Annotated in this window: 11 protein-coding genes; 6 read left to right on the top strand and 5 right to left on the bottom strand. The window is 40.7% G+C overall.

Going from position 1 to position 17,067, the window contains the following annotated elements:
• Positions 1-19 precede the first annotated feature (19 nt).
• Positions 20-883: an OmpA/MotB family protein gene (locus DMZ48_RS05495; protein WP_143954110.1), complete on the top strand. Its 864-nt coding sequence runs from the start codon at positions 20-22 to the stop codon at positions 881-883.
• Between the two features lie 240 nt (positions 884-1,123).
• Here the strand turns inward: DMZ48_RS05495 and DMZ48_RS05490 are convergent, their stop codons facing one another.
• Both DMZ48_RS05490 and DMZ48_RS05485 read right to left on the bottom strand, forming a co-directional pair.
• Positions 1,124-1,747 (bottom strand): L-threonylcarbamoyladenylate synthase, encoded by a 624-nt coding sequence (locus tag DMZ48_RS05490; RefSeq protein WP_143954109.1) that lies wholly within the window; start codon positions 1,745-1,747, stop codon positions 1,124-1,126.
• 64 nt (positions 1,748-1,811) lie between these two features.
• Entirely contained in the window at positions 1,812-4,139 is a 2,328-nt protein-coding gene (locus tag DMZ48_RS05485; protein WP_143954108.1) for an ATP-dependent helicase, read from the bottom strand.
• 385 nt (positions 4,140-4,524) lie between these two features.
• Here DMZ48_RS05485 and DMZ48_RS05480 point away from each other — a divergent pair, with 385 nt between their 5' ends.
• Genes DMZ48_RS05480 through DMZ48_RS05470 form a run of 3 tightly spaced genes read left to right on the top strand, consistent with a single transcriptional unit; the run spans position 4,525 to position 7,935 of the window.
• Positions 4,525-5,802 (top strand): amidohydrolase, encoded by a 1,278-nt coding sequence (locus DMZ48_RS05480; RefSeq protein WP_143954107.1) that lies wholly within the window; start codon positions 4,525-4,527, stop codon positions 5,800-5,802.
• Between the two features lie 12 nt (positions 5,803-5,814).
• On the top strand, positions 5,815-7,407 hold the full coding sequence (locus DMZ48_RS05475; protein ID WP_143954106.1) for an FMN-binding glutamate synthase family protein: 1,593 nt from the start codon (positions 5,815-5,817) through the stop codon (positions 7,405-7,407).
• 12 nt (positions 7,408-7,419) lie between these two features.
• Positions 7,420-7,935, top strand: coding sequence for a DUF7935 family protein (locus DMZ48_RS05470; RefSeq protein WP_143954105.1), 516 nt, complete (start codon positions 7,420-7,422; stop codon positions 7,933-7,935).
• Positions 7,936-7,941: 6 nt separating this feature from the next.
• Here DMZ48_RS05470 and DMZ48_RS05465 read toward each other — a convergent pair whose 3' ends face one another.
• Genes DMZ48_RS05465 through DMZ48_RS05455 form a run of 3 tightly spaced genes read right to left on the bottom strand, consistent with a single transcriptional unit; the run spans position 7,942 to position 11,920 of the window.
• Positions 7,942-8,865, bottom strand: coding sequence for a patatin-like phospholipase family protein (locus DMZ48_RS05465; RefSeq protein WP_143954104.1), 924 nt, complete (start codon positions 8,863-8,865; stop codon positions 7,942-7,944).
• A 1-nt stretch (position 8,866) separates the two neighbouring features.
• On the bottom strand, positions 8,867-9,766 hold the full coding sequence (locus DMZ48_RS05460) for a patatin-like phospholipase family protein (RefSeq protein ID WP_143954103.1): 900 nt from the start codon (positions 9,764-9,766) through the stop codon (positions 8,867-8,869).
• Between the two features lie 9 nt (positions 9,767-9,775).
• The gene (locus tag DMZ48_RS05455) at positions 9,776-11,920 is read right to left on the bottom strand and encodes a M1 family metallopeptidase (RefSeq protein WP_143954102.1); all 2,145 of its coding nucleotides are present in this window, start codon (positions 11,918-11,920) and stop codon (positions 9,776-9,778) included.
• Between the two features lie 119 nt (positions 11,921-12,039).
• Here DMZ48_RS05455 and recG point away from each other — a divergent pair, with 119 nt between their 5' ends.
• Both recG and pheT read left to right on the top strand, forming a co-directional pair.
• The gene (gene recG / locus DMZ48_RS05450; RefSeq protein WP_143954337.1) at positions 12,040-14,142 is read left to right on the top strand and encodes an ATP-dependent DNA helicase RecG; all 2,103 of its coding nucleotides are present in this window, start codon (positions 12,040-12,042) and stop codon (positions 14,140-14,142) included.
• Between the two features lie 160 nt (positions 14,143-14,302).
• A complete protein-coding gene (gene pheT, locus DMZ48_RS05445) occupies positions 14,303-16,729 on the top strand; it encodes a phenylalanine--tRNA ligase subunit beta (protein ID WP_143954101.1) in 2,427 nt (808 codons plus the stop codon).
• The last annotated feature ends 338 nt before the right edge of the window (positions 16,730-17,067 follow it).

The following is a 17,067-nucleotide window of genomic DNA, read 5'->3' as shown; positions in this document are numbered from 1 at the left end:
AGTAAAACTATAATCTATTATGAAAAAAATTCTTTTGTTCGGTGCTGTAGGTGCCATTTTATTATCTTCCTGTGTTTCTTCAAAGAAATATTCTGAGCTTGAAGCTAAACAAAAAGAGACAGAGGACCTTTTAAATTCTGCTACAGTTAAATTGAACAGCTGTCTGGAAGAAAAAGCTTCAACCACTGCACAGATGAATGCTTTAAAAGAGCAAAATGATGTATTGAGAGCTAACAACCAGGAGCTTATTAATAACATGGGTAATCTAACTACCCTTACAACTAAAGGTGCTGAAAACCTTGAAAAATCACTTGAAAGCTTAAGAGAGAAAGATCTTACTATCAGAAAACTTCAGGATGCTGTTACCAGAAGAGACTCTGTAAACCTTGCTTTAGTTCAAAGCCTTAAAGGTGTGTTAGGAAATCTTGACGATGAAGATATCAACGTTAGCGTAGAAAAAGGTGTTGTTTATGTAAACATCTCTGACAAACTTTTATTTGCCAGCGGAAGCACAAGAGTAACCAACAGAGCTAAAGAAGTTCTTGGTAAGGTTGCTACTGTAGTTAAGAACAAGCCTGATTTCGAATTCATGGTTGAAGGTCACACTGACTCTGATAAAGTTAAGTCTGGTGCTTCATTCAAAGATAACTGGGACCTGAGTGTTCTTCGTGCAACTGCTGTTGTTAGAATTCTTCAGGATGATTTCGGTGTAGCTCCGGCTAGAATGACTGCTGCAGGACGTGGAGAGTACGTACCAGTTGCAAGCAATGATTCATCTGACGGTAAAGCTAAAAACAGAAGAACTCGTATCGTAGTACTTCCTAAAATCGATCAATTCTACAGCATGATCGAAGAAGGAATGAAAGATCCTAAAATAAACTAAGCTATAAATAAGCTTAAATCAAAAAAGCGACTCAATTGAGTCGCTTTTTTTTATGCCTTAAATTAAATATGGATTTTCCTGGTTAAAATAATTTTATATGCTGGCGCACTGAAAAGTAACGAACCTGCTTGCAGCCCTAAGCGAAGGGAGTTTCTTCACTATTCAGAGCCTGTAACCCTAAAGGTTATTATAACCTCGTGTTAGTGTTCTTCGCTGACTCAGAATACTCGTACTTTGCATTTAAATGATATCCTCGATACTTCCCATTCCCTCTCTGACCACCACGGGTTCGTCGCCGGAAAGATCGATCACAGTTGATGCTACGTTGTTTCCGTAACCACCGTCAACCACGATATCCACCAGCTTCTCCCACTTTTCAAAGATCAGTTCAGGATCAGTGGTATACTCCAGCAATTCATCTTCATCATGAATGGAAGTAGATACAATTGGATTTCCCAATTGTTCCACAAGGGTTTTTGCAATATTATTTGCAGGTATACGGATACCCACAGTTTTTTTCTTCTTAAAGACCTTAGGTAATTGATTATTACCGGGCAGAATGAAAGTATAAGGCCCTGGAAGTGCTCTTTTAAGGATCTTAAAAGTCTGTGAATCGATCTGGCGTACATAATCCGAAAGATTACTAAGATCTGCGCAGATAAAGGAGAAATTGGCTTTTTCAAGTTTCACTCCTTTTATCCTGGCAATGCGCTCCAATGCCTTAGTATTGTGTATGTCGCAACCGAGGCCGTAGACTGTATCGGTAGGATAAATAACGAGTCCTCCATTTCGCAGGACATCCACCACCTGACTTACAACTCTTGGATTTGGATTTTCCTCATAAAGTCTGACCAGTTCAGCCATAGTATTCCGTTGTTTTAAATTGGTATTCTTTATGTAAAAATACTAATAAAACAACTGGCACACACTATTCTATGACGTTCAGTTTTGCAAAGCGCAGCAACAATTTTTTCAATCCCCCGGCCTCGAAATTGATCTCTGCTTTTTTATCATTACCGATACCTTCGATGCGAACCACTTTTCCACGCCCGAATCGTGAATGCTCCACCACAGTACCTGCAGCAAGATCGGAAATCGTATTATCGTTCGCTATCGGAACGCCCAGGTCCGGTTTAAGCTTTCTGAGCTTACGCAGCTTATCCTCCGATGGTTTTGGAGTTGACGGTGGGGTTCCTGTGACCGGTTTGCTCAGACGAAGTTTACTTTTATCTACCTCTCCGAAAATATCACGATCGATCAACGGCTTATACCTGTATCCGGATCCGGTAGGTGGTACCAGATATTCCACATACTTATCATCGATTTCTTCTATAAATCTACTAGGCTCCGCATCGATGAGTTTACCCCATCGATAGCGGCTCTGCGTATACGTAAGATACGCTTGTTTTTCAGCACGGGTAAGGGCCACATAAAACAGCCTTCGCTCCTCTTCCAACTCACTTCTCGTATTCATGCTCATAGCGGATGGAAACAGGTCTTCCTCCATCCCAACGATATAGACATAAGGGAATTCCAGTCCTTTTGCCAGGTGAATGGTCATGAGTGCAACTCTATCATCTTCTCCTGTATCATTGTCCAAATCAGTAGCCAGCGCTACATCTTCAAGAAATTCAGATAAGGCCCCTGTGGCATCTGCCAATTCTTTTTGACCTTCTACAAAATCCTGAATACCGTTTAACAATTCCTCGATATTCTCCATTCTGGCAATTCCTTCAGGGGTACCATCCTTTTTAAATTCCTGCAGAATTCCCGTTTTTTTAGCTACATGTTCAGCAAGTTGAAATGCATCTGCGGTTTGATTCATCACCTGGAAACTTTTGATCATCGCAACGAAATCCCCCAGCTTCCTTTTCGTGCCGGAGTTGATCTTCAGATCGATTCTGTCCAGATGCTCCATTACCTCAAAAATGGATCTTTTGTAATGATTAGCAGCGATGGTAAGTCGATCAAGAGTGGTTTGACCAATGCCTCTGGCCGGGAAATTGATCACACGAACCAAGGCTTCCTCGTCCTTTGGATTTACGATCAAACGCAAATAGGAAAGTACATCTTTGATCTCTTTTCGTTGATAAAAGGAAAGTCCGCCATAGATCCGGTAAGGAATATCTTTCCTTCTCAAGGCATCTTCTATGGATCTGGACTGGGAATTGGTACGATACAACACTGAGAACTCTCCATAATCCATCTGCTGCTGCATATGGTTCTCAAATATGGAGGAGGCAACGAAACGCCCTTCTTCTGCATCGGTTTCAGATCGATGTACTTTGATCAGGTTTCCGTCATCGTTGGCTGTCCAAACAACCTTATCGAGTCGACTTTTATTTTTTTCGATCACCGTATTTGCGGCCTGAACAATATTTCGGGTGGAACGATAATTCTGTTCCAGACGATACATAGCTACATTTTCATAATCTTTCTGAAAGTTCAGAATGTTATTGATATTAGCACCACGGAATGCATAGATACTTTGCGCATCATCGCCAACTACGCATATATTCTGATAGCGATCCGATAAAGCCTTTACAATCAGGTACTGAGAATGATTCGTATCCTGATACTCATCCACCAGAATATAACGGAATCGATCCTGATATTTAGCGAGCACCTCGGGAAAACGCGTGAGCAGCTCATTGGTTTTCAATAGAAGATCATCGAAATCCATCGCCCCTGCCTTAAAACAACGCTCACAGTATTCATGATAGATCTCCCCCATCCTCGGGCGCTTTGCCATGGCATCAGCTTCCACAAGATCCGGATTATTGAAATAGGCCTTCACGGTTACCAGACTATTCTTATAAGAAGAGATACGGTTTTGTACCTGCTTGTATTTATAAACATCCTTATCAAGCCCCATCTCCTTGATTATGGAATTGATTAGGCGTTGCGAATCCTGAGTGTCATAAATAGTGAAATTACTTGGATACCCAAGCTTATCAGATTCAAAACGAAGAATTTTAGCAAAAACGGAGTGAAAGGTACCCATCCAAAGATTCTTAGCCTCACTATTCCCTACGATATCCGCAATACGCTTCTTCATTTCCCGCGCAGCTTTATTGGTAAACGTCAATGCAAGAATATTGAACGGATCAACTCCCTGATGCATCAGATAGGCGATTCGATACGTCAAAACTCTTGTTTTACCGGAACCTGCTCCTGCAATTACCATCAATGCACCATCTTTATGTAATACAGGTGCACGTTGTGCGTCATTTAATTCGGCAATATAATTCTCCAAGCTGCTTTTTTTTGAATAATGCTAATACTATAATCAACTGAAATAAGGGACATTAAAAAAATTAGACCGCAAGTTTTCAGCCCGCTCAATTTAAACATTAACTACTTATTATTAAAGTGGATCCGTAATTTTTATGAACAGCAGCGAACAGTTTTATGAGATAGGTTTTGAGTTGTATGCTATCCATTCTTGTTAATAAGCTACACCCTACAAATTAGAACCACCCTGCTCTCTGCTTAACCACACATCTTATACCATTTAAGAAATCACAAATATTTCAGGATGGAGATTTTACACTATATTTATACAAGAAACCCGCTAAAGTCGGTAGCGATTTCAGAAGTATTGAATTTTCCAGTAAAAAACTTTAACCAATCCATTGAATATGAAAAAAATCTTTCTTCAGATTTCTTTGTTCGCCATGTGTCTGACGGTACATGCACAAAAAAAACTTCAAAAGGATATCGCCGATATCGAATCAAAAGTAATTGAATGGCGGCATTATTTTCATCAAAATCCCGAGCTATCCAACCGTGAGTTCAAAACTGCAGAAAAGATCGCCGAACACCTTTCTTCACTGGGAATCAAAGTTGAAACCGGTGTGGCAAAAACCGGAGTGATCGGAATTCTGGAAGGGAAGAAAAAAGGAAAAGTTATTGCCTTGCGTGCAGATATCGACGCCTTACCGGTAACCGAAAGGAATGACCTTCCCTTCAAGTCAACAATGAAATCGGAATATTTAGGTAAGGAAACCGGAGTCATGCATGCCTGCGGTCATGACACCCATATCGCAATATTGATGGGGGTAGCAGAAGTACTGTCTAAGAACAGAGATTTTGCCGGTACGGTGAAGTTTATATTTCAACCCGCAGAAGAAGGTGCTCCTCCAGGTGAAGAAGGTGGCGCTCAGCTCATGGTTAAAGAAGGGGTTCTCGATAATCCGAAAGTCGATGCCGTGGTAGGCCTACACATCGGATCTTATCTGGATGCAGGTACAATTGCTTACAAGCCGGGTGGTACCATGGCCGCTTCACAACGATTCGAAGTACATGTAAAAGGCAAACAAACACATGGTTCTGCTCCATGGGGTGGTGTTGATCCGATCATGGTCTCAGCAAAGATCATCGACGGACTTCAAACCATTATCAGCAGGGAAATGGAACTCACAAAAGAAGCAGCCGTGATCACGGTAGGAATCATCAATGCGGGCGTAAGAAACAATATTATTCCTGAGTCCGCTGAAATGGTAGGCACCATACGATCTCTGGACTACGATATGCAAAAAAAATTAAATCGCCGCATGGAAGAGATGGTTCCTGCTATCGCTAAGGCATATAATGCAGAAGCTACCATCACCATCGAAAAAGGTTACCCGATAACCTTCAATGATCTTTCTTTAACCGATCAACTCCTACCTTCCCTGAAAGCAGCTGCCGGGGATGATAATGTAAATCTGATTCATGCCACCACAGGAGCAGAGGATTTTTCCTTCTTTGCTCAAAAAGTTCCCGGATTCTATTTCTTTCTGGGAGGGAAATCACCGGAGACTGCAGAAAATGAATATTTCCCGCATCATACACCCGATTTCATGATCGATGATCGCGGAATGATCCTAGGAGTGAAGGCATTTACCCAGATCGTTTTTGATTACCTGGGAAACTAAAAATTAATTTATATGGAATTTATAACTAATATTCCCTGGTGGGGATGGGTAGGTATCACGCTTGTCATCATTGCTATCAGGGACATTTTCTTCAATAAAAAACACATTATAACCCATAATTTTCCTATTGTCGGACACCTGCGTTATATGCTTGAAAGCATAGGTCCGGAATTAAGGCAATATATTGTCGCTAACAACCGGGAAGAACTTCCCTTTAATCGAATCGAGCGAGGCTGGGTCTATGCATCTGCAAAGAACGAGAACAATTATGAGGGTTTTGGAACGGATAGAGATATTTATCAACCCCAATATATCTTCATCAACAATGCGATGATCCCTTTTAAACCCAAACCAGACCATATTCATCATTCAGATCCTTATTTTCTGCCTTGTGCCAAGGTTATCGGACTCCCTCATAACCGAAAAAAACCCTTTCGGCCGGCTTCCGTGATCAATGTTTCAGCAATGAGCTTTGGTTCACTCTCCGCTAAGGCCATAGAATCCCTGAATAAAGGCTGTATGAAGGCTTATGCCTATCATAACACCGGGGAAGGAGGTCTCTCCCCCTACCATAGTAAAGGTGCTGATGTCATATTTCAGATCGGGACCGCGTATTTTGGAATTCGAGATGATCATGGAAATTTCTCATTAGAAAAATTAAAAAAGTTGGTTGAGGCACACCCTCAGATCAAAGCCTTAGAGATAAAACTTTCTCAGGGAGCAAAACCCGGTAAAGGTGGTGTACTTCCGGCTGCAAAGATCACCAGGGAGATCGCAGCTATACGACATGTAGGCATGGGCAAAGATGTTATCTCACCTCCCTATCATTCTGCTTTTGGCAGTATAGAAGAAATGATCGATTTCATTGAGTTACTTGCGGAAGAAACCGGACTACCGGTGGGTATTAAAGCTGCCATTGGAAAACTCGATCAATGGAAGACACTTGCAAAATTGATGAAAGAAACCGGCAAAGGACCAGATTTTATAACTATAGACGGCGGCGAAGGAGGAACGGGCGCTGCTCCTCCAAGTTTTGCTGACCACGTTTCTTTACCCTGGGTATATGGCTTTAGTGATGTCTATAAAATCTTTAAATATGCAGGACTTAATGAACGAATCGCATTTATTGCTTCTGGTAAATTAGGATTCCCCGCCAAGGGTGCGATGGCTTTTGCCATGGGAGCCGATTGCATTAATGTTGCCCGTGAGGCGATGCTAAGTATCGGTTGTATTCAGGCTAAATCCTGCCATACAAATACCTGCCCGACGGGTATCGCCACTCAGAATAAATGGTTGCAGAATGGTATTGATATCGATGATAAAGCTATCCGGCTACAATTTTATTTTAAGAACTTCAGGAAAGAACTTTTACAAATCACCCATGCCTGCGGTTATGAGCATCCCTGTCAGCTTACTATGGATGATGTGGATATCAATCTTGGCGACAAAAGTCTTACAAAAACTCTGGCAGATACCTATGAATATAATAAATCAGAAGTTGCATTTAATGGAATTAATAGTATTTTAGACTGCCCGTATCTGGGAGGTAATTACGTACAACCGGATGCACTACGTGAAAATATTAAAACCAAAATACGTTATTAAACGAACCTATCTATGGAAGAAACCAAATTTATCGAATTACTATTCTATCTACTGCCTGCACTAATAACCGGTCTGATCGCTTATTATTTCTTTAATCTTCATACCAAGAATGAAGCTGGAAGAAGACGCTATCTATTACATCGGGAGAACCAACGCAATTCTTTACCTATACGACTTCAGGCCTATGAAAGAATGGCTTTATTTCTGGAGCGAATCAACCCTGCAAAATTGTTGATCCGCGTTAATCCGACTACGGCAGATAAAGAAACTTATGAAATACAATTGATCAGCGCTATCGAAAGCGAATTTGACCATAATCTTGCTCAACAGATCTACTTGTCTGATGAATGCTGGAATGTCATCAAAGCATCGAAGAACGCTACGATACAACTCATCAGAAAAGCAGGTATGCAAGCGGAATCTGCAGATAAGCTCAGAGAATTGGTATTAAGCGATATGCTGGATAAACAACCGCCATCTCATGCCGGACTTGCGTACATCAAAAAAGAAGTTGGAGAACTATGGTAAGCGATTTTAACCGGCAAGGTCTACTCTTTTAGACTTGTGCTTATTGAGAAATCTCTCCCTTTCTTCAGCATATTCAATTCCTTGCTCCCACCAGGCTGACATTAACTTTTTATTAAAATACAAAGAGTTCTCTGTAAGTCTTGTGGGAGTAAAATAAGTGTTCAGTTTCACATCCTTGTTAATAGCAGCAAGCCTTCCTTCAACAATATCATGAGATTCGAGTTGATCTAATACAAAACTGTAAAGATTAACCATTAAAGAGAAAGGGTTTTTCCCTAAAACCTTATTATGATCCATATTCTCAGTCTCCAAAATAATCGCATCTACCTCCGTCGCTCCTCTTTTAATGGCTTCCCGTATCGGAATCACACATCCCAGTCCACCATCTGCATATTCAAAACCATTTTTTTTAGCCAGTGACATAAATGGCACATAATTACAGGATATCCAAATCCAATCACAAAAATCATTATAGCTATAATCGAATATTGATTTATACTCAACACGATTCTTTGACAGGTTTGAAACGGTAACGATGATCTCCCTTTTATTTTGTTTCAGGAGTTCAAAATCCTGTTCTGAAAAAGCCTTACGGATATTCTTTCGAAGATTTTTACTCTCCCCGAAGGTTCGCTTTCGCTTTATTAATTGCCATAAAACGTTAATATAATTGATAGCAACATATTCCTTATCACCTTTTTTTCGGGTAACAAAAGGATTATTACTAAAGATACTACGTTGATTTACGTTGGTGTAGATATCATATATTTTTTGGATATGACCATTTGCCAAATGAGGTATCAACAGACTCCCCGTAGAAGTGCCGAGATATATATCGTAGGTTCTTTTCTGATTTTCAATAAGATACTGGGCTACACCTCCTGCAAAAGCTCCTTTACTTCCTCCGCCACTAATTACCAATGCTCGCATTTTATTCAAGTTGACTTGTTTCCTGACTTTTAAATTTAGCAAATTCATATCCACTTTCCCACCACTTTGTCATCTTTTCTTTATTAAAAATTAATGAATTGGTGGTTAGAACCGTTGGTGTATAATAGAAATTTATCAAGGCATCACTATGGTTAGCCGCATATTTGCCTATCCTTATATTCTGATTTTCAAGCCTGTCTAGCATAAAAGCAAACATGTTCGTCAACAGTGAAAAGGCATTCTTTGAAGGCAATCTATTAAATTGCGTCACCTCGGTTTGTAAAATCACGACATCTACTTCAGTCGCTCCCCTTTTGACTGCTTCCTCAATCGGAACCATACATCCGAGTCCGCCATCGGCATATTCACAACCATTTTTCCTCACCAACGACATAAATGGTGTGTAATTACAGGATATCCAGATCCATTCACAGAATTCCTCATAATCAAACTCTCGCAAGAGTTTATATTCTACCTGATTTAACGACAGGTTAGAAACGGTCACTAGCACATCTACAGCGCTTTCCCTTAGTTCCAGAAACTCTTCCCGGGTCAGCGTTCTTTTGATCAGGTCGAGCAGGTTATGACTCTCTCCGAAAGTTTTGCTGCCTGACAAGAAATTACGGATCACATTAAGGTGATCGATCGCGATCTGTTGCATTCCATACTTCTGACGAATCAGGAACGGACATCTGCTGAAAATATCTTCATTGGTAACTGAAGTATAGACCTCCCTTATCTTATCTATCTTCCCCAGCGCCAGGTGATTCACCAGTAAACTACCTGTAGAGGTTCCGACGAATAACTGGTAGTCTCGTTTAAGTTCTTCCATAAGGTATTGGGTAACCCCTCCGGCAAAGGCACCCTTGCTTCCTCCACCGGAAATTACAAGTGCTTTCATAGTAGTGAATTATTGGGTTTTCAAGGTAGATTTTTCGGTTTCGGCTAATCTGGCAGTCAGGAAATCCTTTTCAGAAGCGTCCAGTGTTTCCGTTAGATTTCTCAATAATTTCCGTATTTCAACATCTGCAAGCAATTGATCCAGCACCGATCTCGAAAATCTCGAGAACTGCCAGGTATGGTGCATACAACCCTCTATTAAATTGGATAAGCTTTCTTCGTTAAACCCCTTTATCTCCAACAAATACCTGAAGGCGTGTTCACGAATTTCAAAATGATAATTCGGAGCAGTGTATGTCGTTAATTCCTTATAATATTCCCGCTTGTCCGAATCGGTGATTCCCGGAGTGAGTAAAGCGAGCGTCAGCCATAGTGTACGTACGTTCAAATCACTGAAACCATATACCGATTCTGTTTTTTTAAGTGCTCTTAGTCGTTTGTCAGGCATCGTTATCCAGCTTCGATATAAAGCATTCTCAATGGTCACATAGCTTTTATCATCAAGAAGTTCCAGGTATTTCAACTGAAAGGAATCCGGAATATCAATCAAATAGGTTGCCAATGCCTGTCGAACCTTTAAATCTGAAGAAGTAAGCGCCTGCTCAATGATCTGACTTCGATAAGGCTCTTCCAGTAAAACCCCCTTCGCTACCGCAAGTTGTTTTAGGGGGAAGTAGCCATCACCGCTGAGAATCTCGGAAAACCTGGCGAAAGATACTTTTGCATCGCCTCCCAGTTCATCCAGTTCCAGATAAGTATTTATGAATGGATTCTTCTTAAGGGAATTCAACGATATTGCTTCCGGAAACGCTTCATTTTCAAGCCAGGTCTTTCTGAAAGACGAAATATCGACCTCTGATCCTGCCGCTACAACTTCGAGGAAATCATCGGTGGTGACATTTTTATAAGCATGCTTCTTTAAATACTTCGAAACGATCTCCCTAAACTTACTATGGCCGGTCATTTCCCGTAAAATATGTAGTGCCCAGGCTCCTTTTTCATAAAAGGTCAGACTACCCGCATGAGGGTCAAGAAGTCGTTCCCCTTTATCATCCTGAGACAGACCAAGCAATTGTTTTCTGCTTTGAAAAAGCTTCCAATAATAATAATCTTCACCAAAAATATCGCGCTCAGCCAGTAATGCATAAAAGGTTGCAAAACCTTCATGCAGCCAATGATGGGTTCCCGAAACTTCGGTAACCAAATCTCCAAACCATTGATGTGCGAGTTCATGGGCATTTACATTCACATAATTCTTGTCAATAAAGCCGATACTGTCGGTAACGAAGCTATCAGAAAATAAGGTGACCGAGGTATTCTCCATACCGGCATAAAGGAAATCTTTAACCGGAACCTGCTTGTATTCCTGCCAGGGAAAAGGATATCCGGTTTCTTTCTCGATAAGCTCAAGAATCCTTTTACTATACCGAAAAGTGGGTTCCACTTTCAGACTGTCTTCCGGATAATAATAGAATTTCAGATCCATTGTTTGCGAATACTTTTCTCGGTATTCCCTGTAATCTCCGATGGCAAAAGCCAACAGATAGCTACTCATTGGCTCCTTCATATTAAAATGCCAGTAAGTTTTATCGCCCTTAATTTCTTTCTCCATCAATACACCATTGGCGATCACCTGATACCCGTTTTTAAATCCAATGGTAAGATCAAAAACCACCTTCTCTGTCATATCATCGAAGCTGGGAACCCAATTGGAAGAATATTTCCCCTGCCCTTGTGTCCATACCTGCCTGCCACCTCTAACATGCTTTGTTTCAGCGTCATATATGTGACCCTCATTTTGCCAGCCAATAAAGTATACCGCTTTTTTTAAATTAGCTTTATATTTAATAACCAGTGAATTATACCTCCCTTTATTAAAGTTATGCTTTAATATTAAAGCATTCTCTTCTACTTCAAAATTTATGGATTCATTATGAAGTAACACTTCACTTATATCTATATTTCTAACTGATATAGAGATACTTGAGGTGTCTCTAGAAACTATAAATGAATAGTCCACTACTCCTTCAATTCGCTGTGAATCCGGATCGATATCAATCGTGATATCCCCTGTAATAAAGTCAACTACAGGTTCATTTTCAGCATGAACTAATTGAAGGTTAATAAACAGTAAAAGTATGGAGATCCATTTCATTGTAACACGAACATTTTGAGAACAAGGTAATCTTTTTATGTGAACCGTATCGAACTTTTAGAAGGATGCGTTTATAAAATCATGACGGATTTTGACTAAATTAATATATTCGTGTCATGGTGAACACGAATATACTGCAGACTCCAATAGATTACCTTAAAGGGGTAGGTCCGAACCGGGCCGATCTTTTAAGAAAGGAACTCGGTATACATACCTATCAGGATCTGGTGAACTTCTTTCCTAACCGATATCTTGACCGCACCTCCTACTATAAGATAAATCAATTAAACCAAAGCAGTGCTGATGTTCAGGTAATCGGAAAGATCACGCACCTGAAGACTGTTGAACAAAAGCGCGGAAAAAGACTGGTAGCCACTTTTTCCGATGAAACAGGCAGCATGGAACTGGTCTGGTTCCGCGGCCATAAATGGATCAGGGAATCTCTTAAGATCAATCAGCCTTATGTTATTTTTGGGAGAGTCAACTGGTTCAATGGTTTCAGTATGCCGCATCCCGATCTCGAGCTGCTCTCAGAACACGAACAGCGCATAAAACCCGGGATGCAACCGGTATATCCTTCCACAGAAAAACTGGTGAATAAAGGAATAACGAACAAGGTTATCAATAAAATAATGATTCAGTTATTTTCGGAGACGCATCGGTATTTCTATGAAACACTTCCCGACACGATACTGGATGAACTCAAACTGATTTCTAAACATCAGGCGCTTATAAACATTCATTTCCCAAAGAATAACGAACTCCTTGCCAAAGCACAATACCGGCTGAAGTTCGAAGAACTATTCTACATACAGTTACAACTGATCACCAAGAACATTTCCAGAAAAAATAAGATCAAAGGATTTGTCTTCGATCAGGTAGGAACCTGTTTTAATACTTTTTTTTCAAATCACCTTCCCTTCGACCTTACCAGTGCTCAGAAAAGAGTTATCAGGGAAATTCGTCAGGATATGGGAAGCCACGCTCAAATGAATCGATTGTTGCAAGGTGATGTAGGATCCGGTAAAACCATAGTCGCTTTACTAAGTATGTTGCTGGCGATCGATAACGGTTTTCAGGCCTGTTTAGTTGCCCCTACCGAGATTCTGGCACAACAGCATTTTAATGGAATTCAGGAATTGCTCAGTCCCATGGACTTAAACATCAGGCTGCTTACCGGTTCTTCCAACACACAGGATCGTAAGGAGATCCATGAAATGCTACAGAATGGAGAACTTCACATTCTAATCGGCACCCATGCAGTACTTGAAGATAAAGTAAAGTTTCAAAATCTCGGACTTGCCATTATTGATGAGCAACACCGATTCGGAGTAGAGCAACGTTCAAAATTATGGCATAAAAACAGTATTCCTCCGCACATTCTGGTCATGACCGCAACTCCCATTCCCAGAACACTCGCCATGAGTCTTTATGGAGATCTCGATATTTCTGTAATCGATGAATTGCCACCGGGGCGAAAAGCTATTAAAACCGTACATCGATTCGATTCCAACCGATTAAAGATCTTCCGGTTCATACGTGATGAGATCGGTAAAGGTCGTCAAATCTATGTCGTATACCCTTTAATCCAGGAATCCGAAAAGCTCGATTATAAGGATCTGATGGATGGCTATGCCAGTATAGAGCGCGAATTCCCTAAGCCGGATTACCAGATCTCTATCGTTCACGGGCAGATGAAGGCCGCCGACAAAGATTATGAGATGGACCGTTTCGTTAAAGGTGAAACCCAAATCATGGTTGCCACGACTGTTATCGAAGTAGGTGTGAACGTACCCAATGCCTCGGTTATGATCATAGAAAGTGCAGAGCGATTCGGATTATCTCAACTTCATCAGCTTAGAGGGCGTGTTGGTAGAGGTGCGGAACAAAGCTTTTGCATCCTGATGACCGGACACAAATTATCAGAAGACAGCAAAACACGACTGGAAACCATGGTCCGAACCAATGACGGATTTGAGATCGCTGAAACCGATTTAAAACTCAGGGGCCCTGGCGATCTTATGGGAACACAGCAAAGTGGTGTACTCGCGCTAAAAATAGCGGATATCGTTAAAGATAATGAGATCCTGAAAACTGCACGTTACTATGCCATGCAAGTTTTAAAAGAGGATCCCGGACTTAAACTGGAAAAGAACAAACGGCTGTTATTCACCTATCACCAACTGGTAAAACATAAGAATATCTGGAATTATATCTCTTAGAATTTCACTCATAAAGTTATCTGTAGATTTACCTGAGTAGCCCATATTCATTAACGAGTGACCGGAATGCGATTTTTTTAAAGATTATCCTATAAAGAATGCCTTCACCACTTCCTTTTAACTAAGGGATTATTATCTTTGCGCTTCAATAATTATCAGCATGAAAATTTCATACAACTGGCTTAAGCAATTCGTAAAACTTGATTGGGAACCTGAAAAAACAGGTGCGCTGTTAACAGACCTCGGACTCGAAGTTGAAGGTATTGAATCCTTTGAATCGGTAAAAGGTGGTCTTCAGGGAGTTGTAGTAGGTCATGTAATTGAATGTGTAAAACATCCTAATGCCGACAAACTTAAATTGACAAAAGTTGATATAGGTGATGACACTATCGTTCAGATCGTGTGTGGAGCTCCGAATGTGGATGCAGGACAGAATGTTCCCGTAGCGACCATCGGCACCGTACTTTATGATGATAAGGGTGAGCCATGGAAGATCAAGAAGGGTAAAATTCGCGGGGAGGAATCCCATGGAATGATCTGTGCAGAGGATGAACTCGGACTGGGGAAAAGCCATGCCGGAATCATGGTGCTGGCAGAAGACCTTATTCCCGGAACACCTTGCGCTGAGATCTTCAAAGTTGAGAGTGATCACATCTTTGAAATCGGACTCACTCCGAACAGAGCGGATGCTATGAGTCATTTTGGAGTAGCCAGAGACCTGCGTGCAGGTATGATTCAACAAGGTATTCATACAGAACTCATCACTCCTTCGGTAAGCAGCTTTCATGTTGATAACCGCACGTTACGAATCGATGTAGACGTTAAAGATAAAGAACTTTGTCCGAGATACTGCGGAGTGACAATCTCAGGTGTAAAAGTTGCGCCTTCTCCGGATTGGATCAAGAACAAATTAAAAGCTATCGGACTTACTCCCAAGAACAATGTGGTTGATATCACCAACTATGTACTTCATGAACTGGGACAACCGCTGCATGCATTCGATGCAACCCGGATAACCGGAAATAAGATCGAAGTAAAAACTTTACCCGCAGGTACAAAATTCACTACTCTCGATGAAGTTGAACGTGAACTGCATGAAGATGATCTTATGATATGTGACGCTGAGAAACCCTTATGTATTGCCGGGGTTTTTGGTGGGATCAGTTCCGGCGTTACAGAAACCACTACCAGTGTTTTTCTGGAAAGTGCATATTTCAATCCGGTATCAGTTCGTAAGACTGCCAAGAGACATGGATTAAGTACCGATGCTTCCTTCAGATTTGAACGAGGCATCGATATCGACAAGACAAAATATGCTTTATTAAGAGCAGCTCAGCTTATAAAAGAGATCGCAGGTGGTACCATCTCAAGTGAAGTTGAAGATTTTTACCCGGTGAAGTTCGAAGATTTTCAGGTTTTCCTAACCTTCGATAAGATCAATTCTCTAATCGGACAAAATCTGCCGACAGACATCATCAAGCGAATCCTGAGCTCTCTTGACATCAAGATCAACAATGTAACAGAATCCGGACTTGGTTTAACCATTCCATCGTACAGAGTTGATGTACAACGTGAAGTGGATGTGATCGAGGAAATCCTGAGAGTGTTTGGTTATAACAATATTGAATTCAGCACTAAGATCAATGCTTCCATCGCAACTACCTCTCGTTTCGATGATCATAAAATCCAGAATGTCACTGGTAACTTATTGGCAGCACAGGGATTCTATGAAATCATGGCTAATTCCCTGAGCTCTCCAAAATATGTAAACCTGACTGAAGGTCTCAAAGAAGAATACAATGTGACGATGCTCAATCCGTTGAGCAATGAACTCTCTGCCTTGAGACAATCGATGTTATTTAGCGGACTTGAGGCATTGAGCTATAACATCAACCGTAAGAATTCAGATCTGAAATTATTTGAATTCGGAAAAACCTATCATAATTTCAACGGAAATCGTGAAGAATATAAGCACTTAAGCTTATTTGTTTCAGGTAACCGTTCGATAGACAGCTGGATCCAGAAATCGGAAAAGAGTGATTTCTTCCTCATGAAAGGAATGCTCGATCTTTTGCTGGAAAGACTTGGTATAATCAATTGTAATTCAAAAGCTGTAAAGGACGATATCTTTAGTGAAGGCCTCTCCTATTCGCTGGGCAAGAAACAGATACTGAACTTTGGTGTGGTAAATAAAAAGATTTTAAAAGCTTTTGACATCAAACAGGAAGTGATCTATGCCGATGTAAACTGGGAAACAGTTCTTGAGCTGATCAGAGGTAATGCTATAACGTTCCGTGAGATTCCGAAATTCCCTGAAGTAAGAAGAGATCTTGCTTTGCTTTTGGATCAATCGATAGCTTTTGGCGAAATACGACAGGTTGCACTGCAGACAGAACGCAACTTATTAAAAGAAGTTAGCCTGTTTGATGTTTATGAAGGAAAGAACCTGCCGGAAGGAAAAAAATCATACGCGTTGAGTTTCACACTTAGCGACGAGACAAAAACACTTACCGACAAACAGATCGAGAAGGTAATGGATAAGTTACAGCAAAGCTTTGAAAAACAATTCGGAGCTACTTTGCGATAACGATCTACCCAACTAAACTTAAAAGGGATCTTCGGAATCAAACGAAGATCCTTTTTTTTTGGAAACTCTTGCTCAAAACGCTTAAAAAAGAACATCCCTAAATACTGTGAATCCATTTTAAAGATTTATTTACACACTATTTATCATTTCTGTCTCATTGTTGTGCACCCCACAGCATCCATACAAATAGTTTCAAAGAAACCAGTGCTTATAATTCATACCCGCTTTCTGCATCCTCTTAATACTTAACTCCACCTGTTTTCTGTTTGCTGCTTTTCAAAAACTATCAGATGTCATAAAACATTTAACATAACCTGTTCATCGGGAGCTCTATATTT

This window comes from Robertkochia solimangrovi, from assembly GCF_007279655.1.
In the GTDB taxonomy this organism is placed as follows: Bacteria; Bacteroidota; Bacteroidia; order Flavobacteriales; family Flavobacteriaceae; genus Robertkochia; species Robertkochia solimangrovi.
This window is presented reverse-complemented; position numbering and strand designations above follow the sequence as displayed.